Annotated in this window: 23 protein-coding genes and 1 tRNA gene; 8 read left to right on the top strand and 16 right to left on the bottom strand. The window is 63.9% G+C overall.

The genetic code is table 11. The features are described 5' to 3' along the window. Positions 1 to 43 precede the first annotated feature (43 nt). Complete coding sequence (locus tag ACNQOP_RS13715) at positions 44 to 751, bottom strand: L-ribulose-5-phosphate 4-epimerase (RefSeq protein ID WP_284987995.1); 708 nt, start codon at positions 749 to 751, stop codon at positions 44 to 46. After that, entirely contained in the window at positions 748 to 2,490 is a 1,743-nt protein-coding gene (gene araB, locus ACNQOP_RS13710) for a ribulokinase (protein ID WP_416404800.1), read from the bottom strand. The genes ACNQOP_RS13715 and araB overlap by 4 nt, the downstream gene beginning before the upstream one ends. 184 nt (positions 2,491 to 2,674) lie before the next feature. On the opposite strand from araB, the gene ACNQOP_RS13705 reads away from it, so the two are divergent. After that, positions 2,675 to 3,106, top strand: coding sequence for a hypothetical protein (locus ACNQOP_RS13705; protein WP_416404799.1), 432 nt, complete (start codon positions 2,675 to 2,677; stop codon positions 3,104 to 3,106). A gap of 24 nt (positions 3,107 to 3,130) precedes the next feature. Here ACNQOP_RS13705 and ACNQOP_RS13700 read toward each other — a convergent pair whose 3' ends face one another. From ACNQOP_RS13700 to xylA, 3 genes are all read right to left on the bottom strand, one after another. Further along, positions 3,131 to 4,117, bottom strand: a complete 987-nt coding sequence (locus ACNQOP_RS13700) for a LacI family DNA-binding transcriptional regulator (RefSeq protein WP_416404833.1) — start codon at positions 4,115 to 4,117, stop codon at positions 3,131 to 3,133. Between the two features lie 69 nt (positions 4,118 to 4,186). Then, entirely contained in the window at positions 4,187 to 5,617 is a 1,431-nt protein-coding gene (gene xylB, locus ACNQOP_RS13695) for a xylulokinase (RefSeq protein ID WP_416404798.1), read from the bottom strand. A gap of 82 nt (positions 5,618 to 5,699) precedes the next feature. Beyond that, positions 5,700 to 6,887: a xylose isomerase gene (gene xylA / locus ACNQOP_RS13690; protein WP_416404797.1), complete on the bottom strand. Its 1,188-nt coding sequence runs from the start codon at positions 6,885 to 6,887 to the stop codon at positions 5,700 to 5,702. A gap of 81 nt (positions 6,888 to 6,968) precedes the next feature. Here xylA and ACNQOP_RS13685 point away from each other — a divergent pair, with 81 nt between their 5' ends. The 3 genes from ACNQOP_RS13685 (at position 6,969) to ACNQOP_RS13675 (ending at position 9,643) form a co-directional block, all read left to right on the top strand. After that, positions 6,969 to 8,237, top strand: a complete 1,269-nt coding sequence (locus ACNQOP_RS13685; RefSeq protein WP_416404832.1) for an ROK family transcriptional regulator — start codon at positions 6,969 to 6,971, stop codon at positions 8,235 to 8,237. A gap of 103 nt (positions 8,238 to 8,340) precedes the next feature. Then, positions 8,341 to 9,420, top strand: a complete 1,080-nt coding sequence (locus ACNQOP_RS13680; RefSeq protein WP_416404796.1) for a YihY/virulence factor BrkB family protein — start codon at positions 8,341 to 8,343, stop codon at positions 9,418 to 9,420. Continuing rightward, a complete protein-coding gene (locus ACNQOP_RS13675) occupies positions 9,392 to 9,643 on the top strand; it encodes a hypothetical protein (protein ID WP_349471936.1) in 252 nt (83 codons plus the stop codon). The genes ACNQOP_RS13680 and ACNQOP_RS13675 overlap by 29 nt, the downstream gene beginning before the upstream one ends. A gap of 73 nt (positions 9,644 to 9,716) precedes the next feature. Here the strand turns inward: ACNQOP_RS13675 and ACNQOP_RS13670 are convergent, their stop codons facing one another. Genes ACNQOP_RS13670 through ACNQOP_RS13660 form a run of 3 tightly spaced genes read right to left on the bottom strand, consistent with a single transcriptional unit; the run spans position 9,717 to position 12,939 of the window. Next, positions 9,717 to 10,559 (bottom strand): sugar phosphate isomerase/epimerase family protein, encoded by an 843-nt coding sequence (locus ACNQOP_RS13670; protein ID WP_416404795.1) that lies wholly within the window; start codon positions 10,557 to 10,559, stop codon positions 9,717 to 9,719. Next, a complete protein-coding gene (locus ACNQOP_RS13665) occupies positions 10,556 to 11,770 on the bottom strand; it encodes a dihydrodipicolinate synthase family protein (RefSeq protein WP_416404794.1) in 1,215 nt (404 codons plus the stop codon). Before ACNQOP_RS13665 ends, ACNQOP_RS13670 begins: the two co-directional genes overlap by 4 nt. Beyond that, on the bottom strand, positions 11,770 to 12,939 hold the full coding sequence (locus ACNQOP_RS13660) for a Gfo/Idh/MocA family protein (protein WP_416404793.1): 1,170 nt from the start codon (positions 12,937 to 12,939) through the stop codon (positions 11,770 to 11,772). The genes ACNQOP_RS13665 and ACNQOP_RS13660 overlap by 1 nt, the downstream gene beginning before the upstream one ends. A gap of 199 nt (positions 12,940 to 13,138) precedes the next feature. Between ACNQOP_RS13660 and ACNQOP_RS13655 the strand changes: the two genes are divergently transcribed. Further along, on the top strand, positions 13,139 to 14,179 hold the full coding sequence (locus tag ACNQOP_RS13655; RefSeq protein WP_416404792.1) for a LacI family DNA-binding transcriptional regulator: 1,041 nt from the start codon (positions 13,139 to 13,141) through the stop codon (positions 14,177 to 14,179). Between the two features lie 90 nt (positions 14,180 to 14,269). On the opposite strand, the gene ACNQOP_RS13650 is transcribed toward ACNQOP_RS13655, so the two are convergent. The 3 genes from ACNQOP_RS13650 to ACNQOP_RS13640 all read right to left on the bottom strand — a co-directional run bounded on the left by ACNQOP_RS13650 (position 14,270) and on the right by ACNQOP_RS13640 (position 16,715). After that, positions 14,270 to 15,043: a sugar phosphate isomerase/epimerase family protein gene (locus ACNQOP_RS13650; protein WP_416404791.1), complete on the bottom strand. Its 774-nt coding sequence runs from the start codon at positions 15,041 to 15,043 to the stop codon at positions 14,270 to 14,272. Positions 15,044 to 15,245: 202 nt separating this feature from the next. Continuing rightward, entirely contained in the window at positions 15,246 to 15,812 is a 567-nt protein-coding gene (locus ACNQOP_RS13645; RefSeq protein WP_416404790.1) for a GNAT family N-acetyltransferase, read from the bottom strand. A gap of 48 nt (positions 15,813 to 15,860) precedes the next feature. Continuing rightward, entirely contained in the window at positions 15,861 to 16,715 is an 855-nt protein-coding gene (locus tag ACNQOP_RS13640; protein WP_024818365.1) for a LysR substrate-binding domain-containing protein, read from the bottom strand. Between the two features lie 166 nt (positions 16,716 to 16,881). On the opposite strand from ACNQOP_RS13640, the gene ACNQOP_RS13635 reads away from it, so the two are divergent. Next, positions 16,882 to 18,282: an MFS transporter gene (locus tag ACNQOP_RS13635; protein WP_235517884.1), complete on the top strand. Its 1,401-nt coding sequence runs from the start codon at positions 16,882 to 16,884 to the stop codon at positions 18,280 to 18,282. Between the two features lie 51 nt (positions 18,283 to 18,333). On the opposite strand, the gene ACNQOP_RS13630 is transcribed toward ACNQOP_RS13635, so the two are convergent. The 4 genes from ACNQOP_RS13630 to ACNQOP_RS13615 all read right to left on the bottom strand — a co-directional run bounded on the left by ACNQOP_RS13630 (position 18,334) and on the right by ACNQOP_RS13615 (position 21,464). Further along, positions 18,334 to 19,491, bottom strand: a complete 1,158-nt coding sequence (locus tag ACNQOP_RS13630; protein WP_235517883.1) for a N(5)-(carboxyethyl)ornithine synthase — start codon at positions 19,489 to 19,491, stop codon at positions 18,334 to 18,336. After that, positions 19,488 to 19,622 (bottom strand): hypothetical protein, encoded by a 135-nt coding sequence (locus ACNQOP_RS13625; RefSeq protein WP_011776304.1) that lies wholly within the window; start codon positions 19,620 to 19,622, stop codon positions 19,488 to 19,490. The genes ACNQOP_RS13630 and ACNQOP_RS13625 overlap by 4 nt, the downstream gene beginning before the upstream one ends. Positions 19,623 to 19,833: 211 nt before the next feature. Continuing rightward, positions 19,834 to 19,907, bottom strand: a tRNA-Gly gene (locus ACNQOP_RS13620). 99 nt (positions 19,908 to 20,006) lie between these two features. After that, positions 20,007 to 21,464 carry a M15 family metallopeptidase gene (locus ACNQOP_RS13615; RefSeq protein ID WP_416404789.1) on the bottom strand — a complete coding sequence of 486 codons (1,458 nt, stop codon included), beginning with the start codon at positions 21,462 to 21,464 and terminating at the stop codon, positions 20,007 to 20,009. Between the two features lie 241 nt (positions 21,465 to 21,705). Here ACNQOP_RS13615 and ACNQOP_RS13610 point away from each other — a divergent pair, with 241 nt between their 5' ends. Then, on the top strand, positions 21,706 to 22,149 hold the full coding sequence (locus tag ACNQOP_RS13610) for an SRPBCC family protein (RefSeq protein WP_235517880.1): 444 nt from the start codon (positions 21,706 to 21,708) through the stop codon (positions 22,147 to 22,149). A 51-nt stretch (positions 22,150 to 22,200) separates the two neighbouring features. Here ACNQOP_RS13610 and ACNQOP_RS13605 read toward each other — a convergent pair whose 3' ends face one another. Beyond that, entirely contained in the window at positions 22,201 to 23,469 is a 1,269-nt protein-coding gene (locus tag ACNQOP_RS13605) for a CAP domain-containing protein (RefSeq protein WP_257369349.1), read from the bottom strand. A 64-nt stretch (positions 23,470 to 23,533) separates the two neighbouring features. On the opposite strand from ACNQOP_RS13605, the gene ACNQOP_RS13600 reads away from it, so the two are divergent. Then, complete coding sequence (locus ACNQOP_RS13600) at positions 23,534 to 23,701, top strand: hypothetical protein (RefSeq protein WP_257369350.1); 168 nt, start codon at positions 23,534 to 23,536, stop codon at positions 23,699 to 23,701. The last annotated feature ends 485 nt before the right edge of the window (positions 23,702 to 24,186 follow it).

Raw genomic sequence — 24,186 nt, 5'->3', positions numbered from 1 at the left:
TGCTCCTGGGGTTGTGTTCTTGTCCGGGCTGGCTGCTGAGGGCTTAGCGGCCGTAAACGTTTTGGTAGCGGTCGTACAGCGATTCGATCTTGGCCCGGTCAATGGGAAGGGGTTCTCCCAGCTGTCGGGATATGTGTACGGTCCGGGCCACTTCCTCGCACATGACAGCGGCCTTGACCGCGGACCGGGCGTCCTTGCCGATGGTGAACGGCCCGTGGTTCTGCATCAGCACCGCTGGTGAATTGGAGTTTTTGAGCGTCTCGACAATGCCTTGGCCGATCGAATCGTCTCCGATCAGTGCGAACGGCCCTACCGGGATGGGGCCACCGAATTCGTCGCCCATCATGGTCAGGACGCAAGGGATTTCCTCGCCGCGGGCAGCCCACGCCGTGGCGTAGGTGGAATGCGTGTGCACCACGCCGCCAACCTCGGGCATGTGGCGGTAGACGTAGGCGTGCGCGGCTGTGTCCGAGGACGGCGAAAGATCCGGATTTCCCCAGTCAACGGTGCCCGCGCTGCCGGTGTTCATGCCCCGGACCGGTGTGCCGTACAGGTCGGTGACCACCATGAGTTCCGGTGTGAGGTCGTCGTAGGAAACCCCGGAGGGCTTGATGACCATCAGGTCGTGGCCCGGGATGCGGCCCGAGACGTTCCCGGCGGTCCACACCACCAGTTCATACCTGGTGAGTTCTGCATGGAGTTCGCAGACTTCCTTGCGGACCCTCGCGATGGTGTCCAGGAGCGCGCTCATGCGGACACCCGCTCAGCTTCGTCAGTGGAAGGGTTCGACGCCGGTTCGGTCACCGTCGCGGCGCCCTGCGCCTCGCGCTGGATCGCCTTGAGTCGGTGCATGACATTGTTGGTTCCGCGGCCGAAGTAGTCGTGCAGTGTCCTGTATTCCTGGAAGAGGACGTCGTACGCGGCAACGTTTTCAGGAATGGGCGTGTACACCGCGCCCGGAGCTGCGGCCATGGATGCGGCGGCCTCGCGGATGTCCTTGTACTTCCCGGCAGCGACTGCAGCGTGGATCGCCGAGCCGAGCGCGGGTCCTTGTTCAGAGCCGATCGTGGAGAGTTGCAAGCCGGTGATATCCGCGTAGACCTGCATGAGGAAGGTGTTCTTCAGCAGGCCGCCGGCAACGATGAACTCCTTGACCGGGACATCGGAATCGCGGAAGGCATCCACGATGGTGCGGGTGCCGAACGCCGTGGCCTCCAGCAGGGCCCGGTAAGTGTCCTCAGGCTTGGTGGCCAGGGTTTGGCCCACCACGATGCCGGAGAGTTCATGGTCAACCAGCACTGACCGGTTGCCCGAGTGCCAGTCCAGGGCGATGAGTCCATGCTCGCCAATGGCCTGTTTCTTGGCGAGTTCGGTGAGATGTTCGTGGATGCTTCTACCCTGGGCTGCGGCGGCCTGGTGGTATTCCGGCGGGACACCGTTCTTAGTGAACCAACCGAAGATGTCGCCTACACCGGACTGGCCGGCTTCGTAGCCCCACAGGCCGTCAACGATTCCGCCGTCGACGACGCCACACATGCCCGGGACTTCGCGCAGGACGTCGCCGTTCATGACATGGCACGTGGAAGTACCCATGATGGCAACAAGCTGCCCAGGCTCCACGGCATTGGCTGCCGGTGCGCTCACGTGCGCGTCAACGTTTCCCACGGCTACGGCAATCCCTGCCGGAAGCCCCGTCCATGCGGCGGCTTCTTCCGTGAGCTGTCCGGCGGCCTCGCCCAAACGGCCGATGGTGTGCTCGAGTTTGCTGCTGACGAAGTCCTTGAAGTCAGGATTAAGCGCTGCCAGGAAATCTTCCGACGGGTACTTTCCATCCTGGTAGATGCCCTTGTATCCAGCGGTGCAGGCGTTCCGGACGTAGCTTCCGCATAGCTGCCAGACGATCCAGTCGGCGGCCTCAACCCAGTGGTCCATGGCGCCGTAGACTTCGGGGTCCTCTTCCAGGAGCTGCAAACCCTTGGCGAATTCCCATTCGGAGGAGATCAGGCCGCCGTAGCGGGGGAGCCAGGATTCGCCGCGCTTTTCAGCAAGCTGGTTGATGCGGTCCGCTTGGGGCTGGGCGGCGTGGTGGCGCCACAGCTTCACGAACGCGTGGGGTCGGTCAGCGAAGCGTTCCAGTTCGTTCAGCGGCGTGCCGTCCGCCGTCGTCGGAACCATGGTGCAGGCGGTGAAGTCAGTGGCGATGCCCACCACGTTCTTCGGGTCGATGCCGGCATCGGCGACGGCGGCCGGTACAGCATTGCGAAGGACGTCGCGGTAGTCGTTGGGGACCTGGAGCGCCCAGTCGGCGGGCAAGCGCTGGCCGCTGCCGGGAAGCTTTTCCGTGACCACGGCATGCGGGTATTCGAACACGCCACTGCCGAGCTCGGCGCCGTCCGAGACACGAACGACGACGGCGCGGCCGGACAGGGTGCCGTAGTCCACGCCGATAACGAATTGCTCATCGAGTGGGGAATTTTCTGAGGTATTCATGAGGTCTCCATCCGGCTGGCCAGGGCCTCATTGCCGGGGTTCGGGGTGGAAAAGTGAAGAAGGTCTGATGCAATTGTTAGCGCTCACAACTTTGATGTCAAGAGCGGTTCGCCGCTGTGTCCAAGTCCGCTCACGGGTAGGCTGGCAAGACAAACTGTTTGGGGGAACATTGAGATACCGCGAGATGAAGTCCGCTGCCGCCGCTGTGGCGCTCCTGCTGCTCGCCGGGTTGCTTGCCGGGTGCTCCGGGATTGCGGCCGTACAACGGCCCGCCGAGGCTAAAGATGCACTGCCCGCCGATATTCGGAGCAAAGATCCGGAAATGCCCTCAGGCTTCCGATTTTTGGCTGAGGACGACGGGGTTCAGTACTTCGCGGCAGAAAGCCCCGAGCGCACGACGGCCTGCATCGCCGCCTATCCCGTCGACAAGCCGGACCAGTGGATGCTGGCTTGTTCCGATGGGATTACCGGTGAACGGGAAATCGTAACCACCAGCCACATGGGGCAGCCCACTGTGAAGCTGGTGACAACCGGCTTCGACACCAAGGCCCTCGAAGCAGAGGGCTGGCGCAAGGTTCACGCCAATGTTTTGGTGGGGGCCGTGGCCAACCCCTAAGCCTGCCCCTCGGCAGGGTCCGGGCTAGGCGGTTCGGGCCTGGGCGGTGGTGGAGCGGACAACCAGGCGAGGCGTGACCGTCGCCGGCGCCTGCGATGTGCCCTTGTCCAAGTGCTCGAGCAGCAGATCGATGCAGCGCTGGCCCAACTCTTCGAAGTCCTGGGCAACGGTGGTCAGGGGTGGAATGAAATACGCGGATTCCGGCTGGTCATCGAAGCCCACCACGCTGATGTCGGCGGGAACCTGGACGCCGGTCTCATTGAAGGCCCGCAGGACCCCCAGGGCCATCTGGTCGTTGGCAACAAAAAGAGCCGTCATTGAGCGCTCCGCCGCGATCTTCAGGCCTTCGCGATAACCGCATTCAGCACTCCAGTCGCCCTCGATGAGTGTCGCCGGCTCAAGCCCCGCCTCAGCCAGGGCATCACGCCAGCCGTCGATGCGGGCCGCAGCGTCGATCCAATCGGCCGGCCCGGACAGGTGGCCTATCTTGGTATGGCCAAGGTCCAGGAGGTGGTGGACTGCGAGCCGGGCACCTTGCCGTTGGTCGACCGTGGCACCGCTGAGGTTCTCATCGCCCACAGACCCTACGGCCACCAACGGAACCTGGGCTGTAATGTCCCGCAGGACGTCGAAAGTTCCAGGGTGTGGCACCGTCACCACAATGCCGTCCACGCCCTGGTCCATGAAGTGCGCGATGGCGTCCTTGATGGTTTCCGGGGTGACCTCGCGCAGGCCTGCAACGCTGACGAAATAGCCGGCATCCCTCGCAGCCTGCTGAACGCCCAGCAGTGTGTGGGATGGTCCGTACTGCGCCAGCTCACTGCCGAGCACTCCAATGGTTTGGGAGCGCCGCGTCACCAGGCTGCGGGCGGCTACGTTGCGGCGGTAACCCAGATCGGTGATGGCCTGTTCGACGCGCTCGCGGGTCTTGGAACTCACGTTGGGGTGGTTGTTGAGCACCCGTGAAACGGTCTGATGGGACACCCCGGCAACGCGGGCGACGTCTTCCATGACCGGCGGGCGGGTTGGTGCAGTTCGTTCAGAGCTCACCCTGTCACGATAGAGCACTGGCCACGATGATCAGCCGATGGCCGCCCTTGCGGCGTAATGCCGGTACCTCGTAAGAAAGGCAGCGGGCGCGTCGCCGTTCCGTGCGCTCACGTTCACGCCTTCCGCCGGCCAGTCAGGCACCGTGCCCGCCAGGACACCCGCTGCCTGCCGCGCGGCACCGTCAGCAACGTACTCGCCCGGCTTCGGCACGAAGACCGGAACCCCGAATGCGGCGGCGGCCACCTGTTGGACGGCTTCGGATTGTGCGCCCCCGCCCACCAGGATGATGCGCTGGGCTTCGACACCCTGGGCCTGGAGGGCTGCCAGGCCATCGGCGAGTGAGCACAGCACGCCCTCGACTGCGGCCCGGGCCAGGTTGGCAGGGGTGTAGTTGGAGAGGGTAAGTCCGTGGAGCGAGCCGGTGGCGTTCGGCAGGTTGGGTGTCCGCTCGCCCTCGAAATACGGCACCATGGTCAGTCCACCGGATCCCTCCGGCGCGGTCAACGCCAGCTCCCCCAGTTCCTGGAGCGTTACTCCCAGCAAAGCGGCGGTGGAGTCAAAAATCCGTGTGGCGTTGAGCGTGCACGCCAGCGGAAGGTAATTCCCGGTGGCATCAGCGAAACCAGCCACCAGCCCGCTGGCGTCGCGTGAGGAAACATCCGAGACGGCGAATACTGTCCCTGATGTCCCAATGGATATGACTACATCGCCGACTCCGGCATTGACACCCAGGCCCGCGGCAGCGTTGTCGCCGGCACCCGGCCCGATCAAGGCACCGTCCGGAGTCTTGCCTGCCACTTCCAAAGGCCCCACGACGGTAGGCAGCACCGGCACGTGCCCCAGCGTGCTTCGAAGTACTTCGGGAAGATACTCGCCGGTGGTGGCCGAAAAGTAGCCGGTGCCGGAGGCATCGGACCTGTCGGTGCGGAGGAGCTCCAGCGACGCAGGCCCTGTTCCGGGACCGTTACCTGCCAAGCGCCAAGACAGCCAATCATGGGGAAGGCACACCGCGGCCGTACGGGCGGCGTTTTCTGGCTCATTGCGGGCCAACCAGCGCAGCTTGGTGGCCGTCAATGAAGCGACCGGCACGGTTCCTGTGCTGGTTGCCCACTGGGCGGCACCGGCCACTGAATCGCCATCACCGGCCTCGCGGATGAGATCCTCGGCATCCGGTGCTGAACGTGTGTCGTTCCACAGCAGGGCCGGGCGAACAACGTCTCCGGATTCGTCCAGGCACACCATGCCATGCTGCTGCCCACCGATGGAGACGGCGTCCACATCATCGAAACCGCCCGCGTCCGTGATCGCTTCCTGCAGCGCAGTCCACCAGTGCTCAGGGTGAACCTCGCTTCCCTCCGGATGGGAAGCCCGGCCTTGTCGCACCAAGGCGCCTGTGGCTGAGTCCCGGATGATCACCTTGCAGGACTGGGTGGAGCTGTCTATCCCGGCTACGAGTGGCATGGGTAAATCCTTTGGGGGACATACCGGACGCGCCCTGAAAACAAGGGCACGTCCGGCATGGATGGTGGTGGACGGGAGTGGCTTAGCGGGCGCCGAGGAGGTGCTCGATGGCCAACTGGTTGAGGCGGACGAAGGCGAACGAGCGCTCCGCGGCCTGGTCGGCGTCGAACGTTTCGAAAGCGCTGGCATCAGCCAGCAGGTCCGCGGTGGTCTCGCCGGCGCTAAGAGTCGGCTCGCCCAGCTCGAACACGCCTGAGGTGGCCAGTGCTTCCTGGACCTCGGGATCCGCGCGGAACGCAAGCGCACGCTCCTTGAGCAGGAGGTACATGGACATGTTGGACTTTGCGGATTCCCAAACGCCGTCGTAACCGTCAGTGCGGGACGGCTTGTAGTCGAAGTGGCGTGGGCCGTCATACTTCGGTCCGCCGTTCGGGAAGCCGTTCTCCAGGAGGTCCACGGTAAAGAAGGCGCTGGTGAGGTCGCCGTGGCCGAAAACAAGGTCTTGGTCGTACTTGATTCCACGCTGGCCGTTGAGGTCGATGTGGAAAAGCTTTCCGGCCCACAGGGCCTGTGCGATGCCGTGGGTGAAGTTCAGGCCCGCCATCTGCTCGTGGCCCGTCTCGGGGTTGAGGCCCACGATGTCACCGTGTTCCAGCTGCGCGATGAACGCCAGACCGTGGCCGACAGTGGGAAGGAAGATGTCGCCACGGGGTTCGTTCGGCTTGGGCTCCAGGGCGATCCGGAGGCCGTAACCCTTCTCCTTGATATAGCCGGCCGCTGTGTCAACGCCTTCCTTCATGCGGTCCAGTGCGGCGGAAAGGTCCTTCGAACCGTCATATTCGCTGCCTTCGCGGCCGCCCCACATCACGAACGTCTCGGCGCCAAGCTCGGCGGCGAGGTCGATGTTGCGGAGGATCTTGCTCAGGGCGAAGCGACGGATGGAGCGGTCGTTCGACGTGAAGCCGCCGTCCTTGAAGACGGGGTGGCTGAAGAGGTTGGTGGTCACCATGGGTGTCTTCAAGCCGGTCTCGGCCAGTGCGGCCTTGAAGTTCTTCAGGATCAGTTCGCGTTCGGAGGCCGTGGCATCGAAGGGGATCAGGTCATTGTCGTGGAAAGTGATGCCGTAGGCGCCGAGCTCGCTGAGCTTGTGCACGGCTTCTACCGGGTCCAGGGCCGGGCGGGTTGCGACGCCGAATGGGTCCGCGCCAGTCCAGCCAACGGTCCAAAGGCCAAAGGTGAAACGGTCCTGGGGGGTGGGCTGCAGGGTCATTTTGCTCCTTTGCAAAGCACTGGGAAGGGACGGAAAGTCATGCCCTCCAATTAGTTTTCAATCTGAACTATATGGGGGATGATGGATTATGGTCAATGGAAGCCGGCAGAAAGTTTTTCGAATCCGCAGGGAGGTCCCTTACCCGTGATTGACGCAACCGCGCCGGGGCGCGTAGGTGATGTCCGCCGTCGTAATCTTTCGCTCGTGCTGGACTCCATTGCCAAGACGGGCGATGCCAAGCCCAGCCGCGCGCAGCTTGCCGCCGGAACCGGACTTACCAAGGCTGCGGTGTCCAGCCTTGTCGCCGATCTCGTGGAGTCGGGGCTGGTCGCCGAGGTGGGCCTCTACCGCGACGGCGAGCGGGGGAGGCCTGGCCAGGGCCTGGAGCTCAGTTCCCGGCGCGGCGTGATCGGCATGGAAATCAACGTGGATTACTTGGCCGTAGGCGTGGTGGACCTCGGTGGCAACCTGCGCTTCCATTCAAGTGTTGAGTCGCCCAACCGGGGCTTGGGGCCGGCGACGGTGATGGAGCGTCTCGGCGCCTTGGCGGCCGAGGCGAAGGCTGCTGCGGCCGCCGAAGGCATAGCCATCCTCGGTGGCGGCCTGGCTGTCCCTGGGCTGGTGGACGAGCAGCGAAGCGTCGTCCTGTCCGCCCCCAATTTGCATTGGGAAAATGAGCCGTTGAATCCACGGGCCCTCCTGGAGGGGGCCCCGCTTGGAGTGCGGTTGTCCAATGAAGCCAACAGTGCAGCGCTGGGCGAACTTTGGTATGGAGGTGGGCCCGCCGACTTCCTCTACGTATCCGGAGAAGTGGGTGTAGGCGGCGGCGTCATCATCGCGTCCGAGCTGTACACGGGGCCGGGTGGCTCCGCGGGAGAGTTGGGGCATATCGTAGTGAACCCGGACGGGCCGTCCTGTTCGTGTGGCGGGGCGGGGTGCCTGGAAACCTTCGCTGGTCAAGAGGCGATATTCGAGGCGGCGGGCATTCCGCCCGGCGCGTTGGAGGAGCGCGCTGAGTTGCTGCTCGCGGCTCTTCGGCAGCGGGATCCGCAGGCCAGGAAGGCAGTCGACGACGCCGGACGTTACTTGGGAGTCGCACTGGCCTCCTCTGCCCGGTTGATGGATATCGAGGCTGTAGTGCTCGGCGGACACTTTGCCGTGCTGGGAGAGTGGCTGCGACCAGCCCTGTTGGCCAGTCTGGAGCGCCACGCGCCCGGGCTCCTGGATCCGGAGAACCTGACATTGTCCGGCTTGGAGCATTCCGGAACGCTTCTGGGGGCAGCCGGCCAGGTGATCCGTTCTGTGATTGAGTCGCCGTTCGAGTTCCTGCTGGCCGCGAAGCTGGCGTAGTTTCCGGTGAAAGTCGGCGTGGGTTCTTCCTAAAGAATCATCAGCATGCTTAGTATTGATGGGTCAGTTGTTCGCGCAACCTACCCCCACGGACGAGTGCCCCATGACTACACAAGATTCAGCCCACACAAGCACTGCGAAGGCGCAGACCGCACCTTCCCCGGAAGACTCGCGCAAGCCGGACAGTCCCAACGACCTCGTCAAGCCCACTTGGATGTACATCGCCAAGAGGACCCTGAGGGAGTTCACCAAGGACCAGTGCCCGGACGCTGCGGCAGGCTTGACGTACTACGGTGTGCTCGCGCTCTTCCCCGCCCTCCTTGCCTTGGTTTCGCTTCTCGGCATATTTGGCGATGCAGGCAAGACCACGTCGGCATTGCTGGACATCGTCCAGCAATTTGCTCCCGGACCGGGCGTTGACACCCTCCGAAAGCCCATCGAGGAACTGACCCAGTCCAATGCGGCCGGCTTCGCCCTGTTCTTTGGAATCGTGGTGGCCCTATGGTCGGCCTCCGGCTATGTTTCCGCTTTCAGCCGCGCAATGAACCGCGTCTATGAAGTGGACGAAGGGCGCGGTTTCATCAAGCTCCGTGGCACGATGCTGGCAGTGACGGTGGTTGCCGTGGTTGGGGCCGCCCTGGTCGCTGGCATGCTGGTCCTCAGTGGGCCAGTGGCAGAAGCGATCGGCGGTGCCATTGGATTGTCCCAGGCGTTCCTGACGGTCTGGAACATCGCCAAATGGCCGGTGCTCATCGTCATTGTGGTGGCCATCATCGCCGTCCTCTATTACTTCACCCCTAACGTCAAACAGCCCAAGTTCCGCTGGATGAGCATGGGCTCCCTTATCGCCCTGGTCATTTTCGCCCTTGCTTCGCTGGGCTTCGGCTTCTACGTCGCCAACTTCAGCAACTACAACAAGACCTACGGCGCCCTGGCCGGCGTCATCATCATGTTGCTGTGGCTCTGGATTCTGAACATGTCCTTGCTGTTCGGCGCCGAATTCGATGCTGAAATGGAGCGTGGCCGCCAGTTGCAGGGTGGCATTGAGGCTGAAGAGAGCATTCAGCTCCCGCCCCGCGACACCAAGAAGAGCGACAAGATGCAGGAAAAGGAAGATGAAATTGTCAGGACCGGAGAGGAAATCCGTGAAAATCATGGCGGGGAACCGCGGAAAGACAAGTAGCCGGAACCCTGCCGCCGACGCCGTCACAACCAAGCTCAAAGCGATCAAGCACGGGGATAGCGTGAAGATCCGGAGCGAGGTATTCCGGGTCCGTTCGGTGCAGTCCACGGGAGACTCCTCGAACATCACCCTGGAACTGCAAGGGCCCGACGGCGGTTCGGTCACCTTTATCGGTCTGCCGAAGGCCCGGCTGGAGCTGGCAGGAAGCGGGCCCCTGCCGTGACCGTGGCAGGGACCCGCTGGCTTTGGAGCGATCCTCCCGCGGCGCTTAGGGCATCCGCGGGAGGATCACGTAGTTACGCGAACGGGAGGACGAGCTCCGCGTAGCGCTGCTTCATGGTTTCCAGGACGCTGTCCCCATCGGCATCCCAGATCTCCTGGTTAAAGATTTCAACCTCAATGTCGCCCCTGTACCCGGCGTCCCTGACCCAGGCGCCGATGGTCGCGAAGTCGATGACGCCGTCGCCCATCATGCCGCGCGACAACAGCGCGTCAGCGGCGATCGGCAGGTTGAAATCGCACACCTGGTAGGACGCGATGCGGTTCTCCCGGCCAGCACGTTCAATCTGGGCCTTGAGTTCTGGATCCCACCAGACGTGGAAGGTGTCGACGGCGACGCCAACAGCCCTTGCGTCGTAAGGCGCCGCGAGATCGAGTGCCTGGCCCAAAGTGGAGATCAGGGCACGGTCAGCGGCGTACATCGGGTGCAGGGGTTCAAGAACCAAGCGGACGCCGTTCTCGGAAGCGAAGGGAACCAGCTCTTCCAGGCGATCGGCCACGCGTTGACGGGCCGCAACCACATCCTTTTCGCTGGGGGCGAGGCCACCCACCACCAGGAACAGCTCCTGGGTGTCGAGCGCTACTGCTTCGCGGACGGCGTCGAAGTTGTCTGCCAGAGCGGCGGCCTGTCCTTCGGCATCGGCCGCTGTAAGGAAACCGCCGCGGCACAGCGAGGAAACCCGGAGCCCGGCGTCCTTGATGAGCTTGGCTGCTTTGTCCAAGCCAGCCTCGGCCACGCGGTCACGCCAAGGGCCAATCGCGGGAATGCCGGCGCGGGCACAGCCGTCGACGGCCTCGGCAAGTGTCCACTTCTTGGTGGTGGCGCTGTTCAAGGACAGCCGCGAGAAATCGGTGCTCATGCGCCTACTCCGTTGATCCGGAGGTAGTCCGACATGCGGAAGGCTGCCAGTGACGGATCCTTCAACAGTCCGGCTTTGTCCGCCAGTTCGAAGGTCTTGGCCAGGTGCAGGACCGACCGGCCGGAGTGGAGCCCGCCCACCATCTGGAAGCCGGGCTGCTTTCCGTTGAGCCAGGACATGAACGCGATCCCGGTTTTGTAGTAGAACGTGGGGGCGCTGAAGATGTGCTTCCCGAGCTCGCGGGTGGAGTCCAGGATGGCGCGGCCCTCGGCGCCCTGACCGGCGTCGTACTTCTGCAACGCAACCGAAGCGGCCGGGTAGATGGCGGCGAAGATGCCCAGGAGGGCGTCCGAGTGGTGCGTCTCGTCGCCGTCGATCAGTTCCGGGTAGTTGAAGTCGTCGCCGGTGTAGAGGCGGACGCCTTCCGGCAGGTTGGCGCGGAGGGCGACCTCGTGGGAAGCATCCAGCAGCGAAACCTTGACGCCGTCAACCTTGTCCGAGTGCTCGCGGATCAGGCTAAGGAACGTTTCGGTGGCGACGGAGACGTCATTGGAGCCCCAATACCCGGCCAGTGCGGGGTCGAACATGGTGCCGAGCCAGTGCAGGATGACGGGCTGGTCAACTTCCTGCAGGAGCGTGGAGTAGACGTGCAGGTAGTCGTCGGCGCTGTTGGCGACCTTGGCCAAGGCGCGGGAGGCCATGAGGATGACCTTAGGCCCGGCCTCGCTGACGACGGCGATCTGCTCACGGTAGGCGTCGATGACGGCCTGGATACCGGCCGCGCCATCTGGGAGGGCGGCAATATCCAGCTGGTCGGTTCCGGCGCCACAGGAAACGAGGTCCCGCACGGACTTGCCGACCGTCGCCGCATTGTTGCCGGCCACGACCGAAGCGGCCTCGGCACCTGTGCGCTTGATGAGCTGCTGGGTTGCTGCCCAGTCCAGGCCCATGCCGCGTTGGGCGGTATCCATGGCGTCGGCAACGCCCAAGCCATAGGACCACAGCTCGTGCCGGTACGCCAGGGTGGCGTCCCAGTCGAGCTGCGCCGGGGCGCCGGGGGTGTTGTCCGCGGCGACCTCTGGGATGACATGCGCTGCGGCGTAGGCGCGGCGGGCGGTCAGGGGAGCGGTCGGCTTGGCCCACGATGTGGCTGCCTGGAGGCGGTACTCGCGGGTGCCGCCGTCGTCTGTGGGAAGAATCAGTGACGTCATTAGAGGGTGATCTCCGGGATGTCGATGGTGCGGCGCTCGGCCGAGGACTGCAGGCCGAGTTCGGCCAACTGCACGCCGCGGGCTGCGGAGAGCAGGCCGAAGCGGTGCTCACGGCCGGCGGCGACGTCCCGCAGGAATTCTTCCCACTGCAGCTTGAAGCCGTTGTCCAGCTCGGCGTTGGCGGGAACTTCCTGCCACTGGCTTCGGAAGGATTCGGTGACGGGCAGGTCCGGGTTCCAGACTGGCTTGGGGGTGTGGGCGCGCTGCTGTGCAACGCACTTGTTCAAACCGGCGACGGCGGAACCGTGCGTGCCGTCGATCTGGAACTCAACCAGTTCGTCGCGGTAGACGCGGACCGCCCAGGAAGAGTTGATCTGGCCGATGACGTCGTCGCCGCCCGGGGTTTCGAGCTCGAAGATGCCGTAGGAGGCGTCGTCTGCGGTGGCCTTGTATTCCTTGCCGGCCTCGTCCCAACGGGCGGGGATGTGCGTGGCTGTCTTGGCGTTGACGCTCTTGACCTTGCCGATGATGCCTTCAAGGACGTAGTTCCAGTGGCAGAACATGTCCGTGGTCATTCCGCCGCCGTCTTCCTTGCGGTAGTTCCAGGAGGGGCGCTGTGCAGCCTGCACGTCGCCTTCGAAGACCCAGTAGCCGAACTCGCCACGGATGGAGAGGATGCGGCCGAAGAACCCTTCGTCCACCAGGCGGCGAAGCTTGACCAGGCCGGGGAGGTACAGCTTGTCGTGCACAACGCCTGCGGTGACGCCGGCTTCCTTGCCGATCTGTGCGAGCTCGATGGCCTCTTCGAGGGTTTCGGCCGTGGGCTTCTCGGTGAAGATGTGCTTGCCGGCGCGCATGGCCTTCTTCAGGGTGGCGGCGCGGAGGCTGGTCATGGAAGCGTCGAAGATTATGTCCACGGTGGGATCGGCGATGACTGCATCCAGATCGGTGGTCCATTCGGAAACCTTGTGGAGCTCGGCGAGTTCGCGGATCTTCGCTTCGTTGCGGCCTACGAGGATCGGTTCGACCTGGACCTTGGTGCCGTCCTCAAGGGTAAAACCCCCGGCGTCGCGGATGGGAAGGATGGACCGCAGCAAGTGCTGGCGGTATCCCATGCGGCCGGTGATGCCATTCATGGCGATGCGGATCGTCTTTGTTTCGAAACCCATGTTTTCTCTCCAGTACCTTGTGTGCCGGTCGCTCTGCGGTTGCCGGTGCTTGCTTTTGCATGTGTTGGAAAGCGCATTCCCATTGCAAAGAATCATGCACCATGGCGCGACAGCTTGGCAAGCGCTTTCCCGAATTCGCGTATGCCCTGACATAATTTCCCTAGCGCCAGTCCCGACGCCTGCAGACAAGGAGGGCCCCGTGGCCGCCAGCACACTCAGTGAAGTTGCCCGTTTGGCCGGGGTTTCCCTGGCCACGGCATCGAGGGTCCTCAACGGCTCATCCCGGAAACCCGCGGAAGACATCGCCGAGCGCGTCCGCGAAGCCGCGGACAAGCTCGGCTACGTCCCCAATGCGCAGGCCCAGGCGCTCGCGAAGTCCAGTTCAGGTTTGATCGGCCTGGTTGTCCACGACATTGCCGATCCATACTTCTCGGCAATAGCCCGCGGAGTGCAGGAAGCCGCGCGGCAGCAGAACCGCATGGTGCTGCTGGCAAGCACCTCCGGTACCCCCTCGGATGAGCGCGAGGCAGTAGCAGCCTTCGCTGCCCGCCGCGCGGACTCCATCGTCATTGCCGGTTCACGCTCCGTGCGGGCCGAGGACCGGCAGGGCAACGCCGAGCTCGCCGCTGAGTTGGATCGGTACTGCCGTAACGGCGGACATGTGGGCGTGGTGGGGCACCCTGTCGTGGGCGCTTCCGCCTCGGAGGGCTACCACGTAGTGAAGGTCCCCAACGAGGAACTCGCGGCTGGCCTTGCCGCAGAACTGGCTGCCTCCCATGATGGCCCGTTCCTGATCATCGCAGGCCCTGAAGGCCTGTACACCTCCGACGACAGGGTCCGCGGATTCCAGCGCGGACTCGCCGACGCCGGCAGGGTACCGGCCGAGGTTATCCGGACCGGCTTCAATCGTGCGGGAGGATACGACGCCGGCCTGGCGCTCGCGGAACGCATCAAGTCTTCCGAAGAGCGGCTCTGCATCTTCGCGGTCAACGACGTCATGGCTATCGGAGTCACAGCGGCGCTGCGGCCGGAAGGGGTGTGGATTCCCCGCGATGCCACCATTGCGGGCTTTGACGATATCGAGACCCTGCGCGACTTCCGGCCGGCGTTGTCCACGGTCCACCTGCCGCTTGAGGACATTGGCCGGCTCGCTGCCGGAGACCCGGATACGCCACCTGTCAGCGGCGTGGTCAAGCTTCGCCGCAGTACTGAGGCCCCGGTCGCGGAATCGCCCGCATAACCATGCCGCCGCGCGGGCGACCCGGGCATCCGCGGTGATTCCCGACGTCGGGCGTTCCGGTGTGGTTCCGCCGGGCACGCGGCGTTCGCGCTAGTCCTCGCCCAGGGTGATGGTGTGCAGAAACGCGGCGTCATTGAGGACGTTCTCCGGGAGGTCGTCCTCGACGAATTCCAACATGATGTCCATATCCTTGCCGTTGCCCCGCAGGACGTCGGTGACGGTCTGCCATAGCAACTTGCGGTTCCGCAGGGGGAACCGTTCGGCTTCGGGCCCCCAGGAGAAGCAGTGGACGCCCACCACGTGCGGCAGGATTTGGTGGAGCGAGTCGAGTGCCTGCTGGTCGGAAAGCCCGACGGCGGGTTGCCAGTAGGTGCCGACGTTGGCATGGTTGACGCGGTTCAGCAACTCGAGGGTAGTACCGGGGGAGTCGGTGAGGGTGTTGCCGTGGTATTCGAAGGCGATGCCGATCCCGCGCTCGGCCCCGAGGTCGGCAATACGCTGGGTGTCTGTCACCACCGAGTCCCAGTGCTCCGGGCCGGCACCCTCGGATCCGAGTTCCCCGGCCCATACCCGGATCCTTGGGGCGCCCAGCGCGGTAGCGAGATCCAGCGCCCTACCGAAATCTCCGAAAGCGCCGCATCGGTAGTACGAGCCAAGCGACAAGACCCTGAGCCCAGCGTCTTCCGTCGCGCGTTTGGCGTGGGCGGCTGATTCCGTGTCACTTACGTGGACATCGGTGCCCCATTCGATGCCAGCCAGGCCAGCCTCGGCGGAAACCCGCACAACGTCGTCGATCCCGTGCGCTCTGAGGGTGACGGAACAGATGCCGGGCGTGAGGTCAGCCAACGTGGTGAGGTCGATCATGCTTCACAGGATACCGGGAATGCGCTTACCCAGTAAGACCGTATCGCCTGCTGAACATTTGTGCCGCGCCCTTTCCCGCCCCGTGCGCTGGGTACGCCCGGATACCGCGGCCGTTCGCGCCCGGTGCGCCGGAGGTTACTGGTGCGAACAGCGGAAAGGGGTGCCTCGGGAAGGGTGCCCGGACGTGCCGCGCACACGCACGCTACAACTGGACCCAGTAGCGCCGGATCGCATCGGTGACTCCTAGTTCCGGGGCAGAACTCTCCGGTGGCCGGACGCTTTCAAGAACGCCGCCGCACGCCTCGATGGTGCGGGCCGACGCCACGTTCGGCTGCTTGCAGGTCACGAGCACTCGTTCCATGCCGAGGTCACGACCCTCCAGAAGGGCGCTTTTCAGTGCTAGTTTGGCGAGCCCCCGGCCCCGCGCACTGGGCCGGATGCCGTAGCCGATGTTGCCTCCCACCTCAACGAGGTAGTCATTGACCAACGAGTGCCTGAGGCTGGCGGCGCCCAGGTAGGTGTCATCCTCGACTACCCAGATGGTGGTCTGGTTGGCCAAGCCTTCGGGAGGTTGGAAGCTCTCCTTGGGCAACTCGTGCAGCAGGCCAACCCATTCCGCGAAGTCGCTGCTGTCGCGTAGATCCAGGCCGTACCTCGCGGCCACAAAAGCCGCCGAGCCATCCTGATTAAGGGTCCCCCACTCGTTCCAGCTCTCCACCCAGGAAGCATGGAAGTTTGCGGACGGCCTCGTGAGCTTGGCGTCAATCATTGGGTGAGCGTACTACGGCCGCTTCAACGGGACCGGCACGCGTGGCCATTAATTCGACTTACTCAGTGTGCGGCCCATGATGGCCTGGGTCAGGGCGTCGATCACTTCAGCGTTGGCCAGCGGATTGCGGATCAGGGTGAAGTCGACGTCACCCACCGGGGGCAGGCCGAAGCGTTGCGTGATGACTTTCAGGTCTTCCGGTACCAGCGAAGCAGGCATCACGGCCACGCCAATACCTGCCCGGACCGCAGCCAGGACACCGCTGATCTGCTTGGTACTGCAGGTGATCCGCCAGGTGCGGCCCTCGGCTTCCAAGGCATCGATGGCGAGCTTTCGGCTGAGGCTGGGTGCCGGGTAGGCGATGAGTGGGACTGGCGCTCCAGGTTCCAGCACGGTCTGCTCGACGCCTACCCATGCGAAGTTGTCATGCCGAACCACCGTGCCTTCCTTTGCTCCGGCCACCCACTTCACGAACACGAGGTCCAGTTGCCCCGCATTGAGCCTCTTGTACAGCTGATCGCTTTGGCTGACGGTGAGCTCCAGGTTGATCTGCGGGTACAACTGCCGGAACTCGCGCAGGATCCGCGGGAGGCCCGTGATGGCGAGGTCGTCGGCGGTACCGAAGCGGAGTCGGCCGCGCATGGCCGAACCCGAAAAGTATCGTGCGGCGGAGTCGTGGGCGGCAAGGATACTTCGGGCAAAGCCGGCCATGGCGTCACCGTTGTCCGTCAGCCTGACTTCGCGGGTATCGCGGGCCACAAGCACCCGTTTCGCGGCAGCCTCGAGCTTACGGACGTGCTGGCTGACCGTCGGTTGCGCAAGTCCCAGACGCTCTGCGGCTTTGGTGAAACTCAGCGTCTCTGCGACGGCCAAAAAGGAACGGAGCTGGACAGGTTCGAACACGGAACTCCTAAAGCGCAGGTCAACGCCGGGTCGGAGCACTGCGCCACCGAACACCGCTCATTGCATTCCGCAATGCTAGTTATAGGCGCAATACGCTTCCATAATTGCTGCTGGCAACCATAGCGTTAAACGCATCCCACCGAAACTCTCCATCCGAGGACTACTTTTGGCACCCCCACCGCCTTCAGCGGCACACGTCAGCCAGCCCGTCATCGATTCTCTGTCCGCCCGTCCCTTGCCGGACACAAACCAACCGGACACCGTCACCCAGCCACTCGCCGTCGTGAGTGAAAAGCTGCCCTGGCGGCACACTTTCATCTCCCTGAAGGTCCCTAACTTCAGGATCTTCGCGATCGGCCACTTCATTGCCGTGATCGCCATCTGGATGCAGCGCATCGCCCAGGACTGGATGGTGCTGGAACTTTCCGGTTCCGTTACCGCCGTCGGAATTACCGTGGCGCTGCAGTTCATGCCGTCGCTTTTCCTGGGACCGTGGGGCGGCATGATTGCCGACCGTTTCCCCAAACGGAAGATCCTCATTATCTGCCAGTCGGCAGCTGCGGTGCTGGCTGCCCTGTTGGCCGTGCTGTCACTGAGCCAGCGGGTTGAGGTCTGGCACGTGTATGCCATTGCCCTGGCGTTGGGCTTCGTGACGGTCCTCGACCAACCGGCACGGCAGGTCTTCGTCAATGAACTCGTCGGGCCAAAATACCTGCGCAACGCCATCAGCGTGAACTCAACGACCTTCCAGCTCGGCGGCCTGATCGGGCCGGCCCTGGCCGGTGTGCTGCTCACTGCTGTCGGTGCGGGCTGGGCCTTCGCCGCCAACGCGGTTGCGTGCTGCTCCACCGTGACCATGCTGCTCATCCTGCGCAAGGACCAACTGCACCTCAGCCAGCCCACACCGCGCAAGAAAGGCATGCTGCGCGAAGGCCTGAACTATGCGCTCAGCAAGCCCACCATCTACTGGCCTTGGCTCATGGCGGGCTTCGTCGCAGTTTTCGCGATGAGCCTTCCGGTGCTGTTGGCGGCTTTTGCGGACCACGTGTACGACGCCGGCGCCGGAGGCTACGGCCTGCTGAACGCGATGGTTGCGCTCGGTGCACTGACCGGCGCGGTGGCGTCCACCCGACGTCGGCAGTTGCGGTTACGTTCGGTGGTCACGTCCGCCGGGTTGTACGGCCTGATGCTCTGCCTGTCCTCGATCATGCCGTCCATGGTGTGGTTCAGCGTCATCATGGTGCTCGCCGGATTCTGGTGCCTGATGTTCCTGACCGCCGCCAACCAGATGGTGCAGACCAGCTCCAACATGAGCATCCGCGGCCGCGTCATGAGCCTGTACCTCGTGGTGCTGATCGGTGGCCAGGCCATCGGCGGCCCCATGATGGGTTGGCTCGCCGAACACCTCGGTCCGCACCTGGCTATTTTGATAGCGGGCGGCGTGCCGGCCATCGCGGCCGCGGTAGTCGCCGTCGTACTGGCCAGGAAGTCGTCCTTGCACCTGAAGGTAGACCTGCGCGACCGGCGCCGGGTGCTGCGGATTGTGCAGGAGCCCCAGACGGCTTAACAGGGAAAGCAGCGCCGGCGGTGAACCGCCGGCGCTGCCTTCTGTTTGGTGCTACGACGTTGCGAGGTGCGGGTACTCCGCCGAGCGACCCTGGAACTCCAGGACGTCCAAGTTGCGGATGACGCCGTCGCGGATTTCGATGGCGCGGCTGATGGTCTCGTTGGCATCCCACGCGTCCGGTCCCGCCACCACAGTGTCCAAGAAGGGCAACAAAGCCTCGCTGATTTCCCAGCTGGCCGAGTTCCACAGGTAGGACGGACTGTGGTCCACGGCGTAGTAGTTGACGTGCCCGCCCACGCGGAACATCGGCTCGTCGAACGTGGTGGTCCGCGCCCAGCTGAAGCCCATGCCTTCGTCGCAGGACACATCCACGATCAAGCTGTCCGGCTGGAATTCCGCCAGGTCCTCGGTTCGCAAGTATGTCAGCGGCGCGTTCGGGTCCTGCAGGGTGCAATTGACCACGATGTCGGCCGCCGCAAGGAAGGGCGCCAACGGCTTGCGACCGTTGTTCGTGATGACTTCGCTGAGGAACGGGGCCTTACTGTCATGGTCGAACTGTACGATTCGAACTGAATGGATCGGCGATCCCACGGCAGCGACACCCCGGTTGGTCAGGACCTGCACATCGTGGACGCCATGGGCGTTCAACGCGGTGACGGCACCGCGGGCAGTGGCCCCGAAACCGATGACCACCGCACTCAAGCGCCGGCCGTAGTCGCCCGTGGAACCCGTCAGGGCCAAGGCATGCAGCACGGAGCAGTACCCGGCGAGTTCGTTGTTCTTGTGAAAGACGTGAAGGCCAAAACCGCCGTCCCCTGCCCAATGGTTCATTGCCTCGAAGGCAATGAGCGTGAGCTTCTTATCTATCGCCAACTGGGTGATAGCCCGGTCCTGCACGCAGTGAGGCCATCCCCACAACGTTTGGCCGTCGCGGAGTTCGGCCAAATCCTGGGCCTGCGGCTTCGGGAGCAGGATGACGTCGCTGTTGGCGATCAACTCCTCGCGCGTCCCGAGCCCGCCCACCAAAGATTCAAGTTTGCTGTCCGGGACGCCGAACCGTTCGCCGTAGCCGTATTCGAACCGGAGCTGTTGACGCACTTCCGGAGCAATGCGCTCCAAATGCTGGGGATGGATGGGCAGGCGGCGCTCATTGGGCTTCAGCGAGGAAGCGAGGACGCCTATGCTCAGCTGGCCAGTTGGCGCGGTCACTTCTTGTTGCCGGTGGAAGGCTTCGCGGCCTCGGTGGCGGAGGACTCGGAAGCCCGCTTGTCCGCCCGCTTTTCCTTGATGGACTTACTGGACTTTTTCGATGCAGTTTGGCGCGGTGATTTGTCGCCCATGATGGCTCCCTTAGAGCGGAGTCGACATGACTCCTGACTCCTGACGATACACCTCCGCGGAACACGCTGTGGCCGGGGTCACTGGGGATCTGCGCGCAAGGGAGAGGTGAGCCTCGGGCAGGCGGCCCGCGGGGCGGTCAGCCTCGGGCAGGCGGCCGGAGATCAGGCCTGGGACAGAAGAAACCCCGGATCGCTGGATCAGGGGTTTCCTTGGAGCGGGCGACGGGAATCGAACCCGCGTATCGAGCTTGGGAAGCTAGCGCTCTACCATTGAGCTACGCCCGCACTGCCCCGGGAAAATCCCCTGAGCGAGTCCTAGCTTAGCGCAGTTCCAGCGCTGCTCTTGACCGCGCCGCGGTTCCCGTGCGCCACTCCCTGTGGCATTTACTTGAACAGCTTCATGCCGCTCCAACCGTTGCCCACCTGGCGTTGCGTCGTCCAAGCGCCCAGTCCCAAGCCGTAGCTGACCAGGTAGCCGTCCACGGTTTGGGCCGTGATGCTGCGCGTACCGGGCCCGGACAATCCGAAAGTGGGGACCAACGCCTTCATGGTTCCCCAACCTGAGCCCACCGTGACAGGAAGGCCCGCAAAGCCGCCCGCGCCGTTGCCGCGGTAACTGAGGAGTTGCCCGGACGTGTTGGTGGCAAGGATGTCGTTGGCGCCATCAGCGTCCCAGTCGGCCATGGTCAATCCCATGCCCGCCCACCCGCTGCCGATGTCGACGCGGTAAGTCAGCGCCCTCCCTGACGTGTTGGGGTAATACCGGAGCCCGCCATCCGGGAAGTAACCCACGATGCCCGGGTAACCCTGGGCATTCGACCATTTACCTACCGTGATGGTCATCTTGTCCCAGTCGCCCGTTCCCACCACAATCTGGGTTGAGAAAGCCCCGCCTGGCCAACCTTTGAACAGGCCAAGGGTGCCGTTGTTCCACTGAGCAAGGATGTCGTAGACGCCATCGGAGTCCCAGTCCACAACGAATGCCTGCTTCAGGCCAGTCCAATTGGAACCAATCTGCACGGGGGCTCCGTAGCCTCCCCACGCCTGAGCCGGATAACGCAGAAGCCGGCCGTTCGGGTCTGCGGCCACGAGGTCCGCTCCGGACGTGATGCTTGCATAGGCCGACGGATTGCCGGCGAAATAATGCTCCATGGTGGGAATGCCGCGACGTTTCATATCGGTGGCCAAATCCACGCCCACATAGCGCAGGTGCCACGGCTCATAGCTATACCCCGTGGTGCCCGTGTAACCGTTGGGGTAGCGGACAATGAAGCCGTACTTATAAGCGTTGGCAGCCACCCAAATACCAGCCGCGGTGTCCCCGAAGCACGTGCTCAATCCGCACGAGCCGTTGGCATTCCCGACATCCACGGCCAGGCCTGTCTGATGCTCGCTGTACCCGGGACGGGCGGAGATCAAATCGGCTTGCGCCTGACCATAAATGCTGACGTAGTACGCATACAACTGCTGCTGCTGGGCGTATGAGCGGTAACCGCTGACCACCGCAAGCCCGCCCGTTCCGGCGTCCGCAGCACCCTGGAACAAACCATTCAGCCATGCCGCTGCTTCCGCGCGCAAATACTGCCCCGAGCCGCGGGCATTGACGAGGTCGCCGGGTGCGTAACTTGCCGGGTTGAGCGGTCGCGACTTGTTGACCAGCACAGACAGGCCGGCCGGATCGCCCAAGGGGTCCACGCCAGGGAGCGGATTCGCCGCAGCCGGAACCGCTGCCGCGACCCGGGTATCCACCGCCGACGCAGGAGCGGCGAGCACGGCTCCGCCAACCACCGCAAGACTGAGGAAAGCTGCGCACGCCGCAAGCCGCCGTCGGACGTTCCCCATGGAAACCCGACCGTTATAAACCCGCATTACGCCCCCAATTTTGGTTTTAGCCAGCGGCAGGCACTCTACCGGGCCAAGCCGCGCATGTCAGCCATGCCCCGAAAATTCGCAGGTAACCATTCGGTCAAGGCTCGTCAGTCCTGTGTCGAACACGTTCGAGGCTGACTATTCTGAAGGTGTTAGCTGCAGTGTATGGGGAACCCGGCTACGACAATTGAACCGTGCGCCGAAAGAGGTTTCCGTGGCATTCGCAGCCCATGAAGTGGTGATCAACAAGGATGCCATGACTGTTTTCCAGTTCCTGATGGATGGCACCAACAATTCCCTCTGGCGGTCAGGTGTTCGCAGCATCTCGCTCCGATCGGGAATTCGCGGAGAAAAGGGTGCTGTGTACCAGCAGACGCTCACCGGGCCCGGTGGCCGCCCGATTGCCGCCGACTTCAAAATCACCGACGCCCGACCCGGCGCTGAAGTCCGCTTTGAGGTAGTCAACGGACCGGCGAAACCCACCGGGGGTTATTACCTCAGCACCGAGGGCGCCACCACGCGCCTCCGCTTCGCGCTGGAATACCACCCCAAGGGCCTGCAGAAGCTGATGAATGGCATGATCCAGAAGACCATGGAAAGCGAAGTAGCCCAGCTGGAACGGCTCAAAACAGTGATTGAGTCGCGCTCGGCGGCTTAGGCCGCGTTAATTCACGACGGCGGTAGCCAGCCTTGGGTGCCCCAAACTGGTCTACTGCGCGAACTTCAGTCCGCCCCAACCAACCCCGATGGTCACGGGGGTTGTGAGACGCCCGGTAGTCAGGTCCCAATATTCCACCACTCCGTTGCGGTCCAACCCGGCGATCCCCACCGAATCGGGCCCTGTGACACCCCGCAGGGCGCGCAATCCCGTGTAGTCGGTCCAGGCTGCGCCGACTGCCGGCCGTGATTCCTGTTTCGGAGTGCCCAGGCCGCTGCCGCGATAGAGCCGCAAGGTGCCGTTGGCCTCGGTGGTCAGGAGGTCCTGGAAGCCATCTGCGTTGTAGTCCACCATGCTCAGACGGATCGCTGGGTTGCCGGTACCGATGGCGGACTGCGTCTTTATGGGGCCCAAGCCCGCGTTTCTGTACAAATACAAGTTGCCGCCGGAGTCCATGGCCACAATCTGGGGGAGCCTGTTGTTGGCGCACCATGTGCCAATTGCAATGTTGAGCGTCCCCCATCCCTGGCCCAACGTGATCGGCGGCTTGAAACCACCGGCCTGGAGGCCGGGGAACACCAAGAGGGCGCCATCGATCCTCTGCGAGACGAGGTCGAATACGCCATCACGGTCCCAGTCCACAATGAAGAGGTCCTTGATGCCGGTGAACCCACTACCAATCGTTCTGCCCGCACCGTAGCGGCCGCCGCCCAAGGACGGGTAAGCCACCACGGAGCCGTTCCCGGAAATGGAGACAAGATCGGCCGCACTGCGGATGGATGCTTTGCTCAAGTTCACGGTTGGGGGTTGGTATTTGTTGTCGGGTTGGCACACAGCCACCGGATCGGTGGGCGGTGTGACCGTTCCCCCGGGCCGTGTGGTGGTCCCCGCCGGGAGGGTGGTGTAGCCAAAGAAGTTCACCACACCCCAAATCGTGTATCGGTTCGGCGTGGTCTGCCAGTTGCCGTCCGTGTACGTGATGCCAATGCCCATCACGTTGAACCGCGGATCCCGGAGGAGGGCATCGTGGCCCGGTGACTGCTTCCACCACTCCACAAGCTGCGCGGCGTCACGGTCCCAGCGGACTGCGATGACTTCGCCCGCGCCGTTGTTCGGGTTGAGTGCCCGGGGGTCGGTCCAGAAATTGGGACGGTGCTGGATCACTTCGCGGGTCGCGATGTTGTTGGACCACTCCTGGGCCAGGCTTGCCACCGTTGCGTGGTACTTCACCGGTGCCAAGCCGAGGGACGCGCGGTAGCTGTTGATCGCGTTGAAGACCGTCAGGATCGCGGCCGCATTGCTGTCAGGAAGGAGCGCCAATGCTCCATTGTCGGGTCCGGTTGACTCGCTGGGTGCCTTGCCAGGGAAGGGGGTTGGGGTTGTCGTGGGTGATGTCGGTTTCGGGGTTACCACCGACGGCGTTGGGCTTGGCGTCTGGGTAGGGGCGGACGGCGTTGTTGCAGCCGACGGCGATGGGCTTGGAGTCTGGGTAGGGACCGACGGCGCGGGGCTTGGCGTTGTTGCAGCGGACGGCGTTGGAGTCGGCGTCTGATGTGGAACCGGTCCGATAGCGGGAGCCGTTGGCGCGGGATCGGGTACCACGGCGGATGTGGTGTCCCTTGGTGCGGGCTCAGCATCCGCTGAGGGAGGGTCAGTGATGCCGGTATCCGGGACACTGGGGTTGTCCGGTCCCCACGACGGGCCGATGTTCGGTACCGGCGGCGGCGTCTCGAACACTGGATCAATCGCCACCGGCCCACCGCCGCCAGCTGGTTCCGCAGCCGGAATGCTTGCGGGATCATCGGCGCTGCCGGCTACTGGAGGGGCTTCGGAAGGTACAGGGTCGGCGATCGGTGCCGGGTCCGCCGTCGTGCTCGCTTCCGGGGCGTTCAGTCCCGACGGGACGCCGGCTGAAGAAGCCGTGCCGTCAGGGACGGTTTGGGTGGCCGGGAGGAGCTGGCTTGAAGCAGCCACGCACAAGGCCAGCGCTCCGGCCAGCACAATAGCGGCAGGCGCTGCCAGTTTTTTCACAATTAC

Origin of the sequence: Arthrobacter sp. LFS091, assembly GCF_047977885.1 — a bacterium.
Classification (GTDB): Bacteria; Actinomycetota; Actinomycetes; order Actinomycetales; family Micrococcaceae; genus Arthrobacter.
The sequence above is the reverse complement of the archived record's forward strand: the minus strand, read 5'-3'. Positions and strand labels throughout refer to the sequence as shown.

Bases quoted from the DNA above. Each gene is read 5' to 3' on its own strand.
- ACNQOP_RS13715 (WP_284987995.1), bottom strand. From the start codon at position 751: ATGAGCGCGCTCCTGGACACCATCGCGAGGGTCCGCAAGGAAGTCTGC.
- araB (WP_416404800.1), bottom strand. From the start codon at position 2,490: ATGAATACCTCAGAAAATTCCCCACTCGATGAGCAATTCGTTATCGGC.
- ACNQOP_RS13705 (WP_416404799.1), top strand. From the start codon at position 2,675: ATGAAGTCCGCTGCCGCCGCTGTGGCGCTCCTGCTGCTCGCCGGGTTG.
- ACNQOP_RS13700 (WP_416404833.1), bottom strand. From the start codon at position 4,117: ATGGAAGACGTCGCCCGCGTTGCCGGGGTGTCCCATCAGACCGTTTCA.
- xylB (WP_416404798.1), bottom strand. From the start codon at position 5,617: ATGCCACTCGTAGCCGGGATAGACAGCTCCACCCAGTCCTGCAAGGTG.
- xylA (WP_416404797.1), bottom strand. From the start codon at position 6,887: ATGACCCTGCAGCCCACCCCCCAGGACCGTTTCACCTTTGGCCTTTGG.
- ACNQOP_RS13685 (WP_416404832.1), top strand. From the start codon at position 6,969: ATGGATTATGGTCAATGGAAGCCGGCAGAAAGTTTTTCGAATCCGCAG.
- ACNQOP_RS13680 (WP_416404796.1), top strand. From the start codon at position 8,341: ATGACTACACAAGATTCAGCCCACACAAGCACTGCGAAGGCGCAGACC.
- ACNQOP_RS13675 (WP_349471936.1), top strand. From the start codon at position 9,392: ATGGCGGGGAACCGCGGAAAGACAAGTAGCCGGAACCCTGCCGCCGAC.
- ACNQOP_RS13670 (WP_416404795.1), bottom strand. From the start codon at position 10,559: ATGAGCACCGATTTCTCGCGGCTGTCCTTGAACAGCGCCACCACCAAG.
- ACNQOP_RS13665 (WP_416404794.1), bottom strand. From the start codon at position 11,770: ATGACGTCACTGATTCTTCCCACAGACGACGGCGGCACCCGCGAGTAC.
- ACNQOP_RS13660 (WP_416404793.1), bottom strand. From the start codon at position 12,939: ATGGGTTTCGAAACAAAGACGATCCGCATCGCCATGAATGGCATCACC.
- ACNQOP_RS13650 (WP_416404791.1), bottom strand. From the start codon at position 15,043: ATGATCGACCTCACCACGTTGGCTGACCTCACGCCCGGCATCTGTTCC.
- ACNQOP_RS13645 (WP_416404790.1), bottom strand. From the start codon at position 15,812: ATGATTGACGCCAAGCTCACGAGGCCGTCCGCAAACTTCCATGCTTCC.
- ACNQOP_RS13625 (WP_011776304.1), bottom strand. From the start codon at position 19,622: ATGGGCGACAAATCACCGCGCCAAACTGCATCGAAAAAGTCCAGTAAG.
- ACNQOP_RS13615 (WP_416404789.1), bottom strand. From the start codon at position 21,464: ATGGGGAACGTCCGACGGCGGCTTGCGGCGTGCGCAGCTTTCCTCAGT.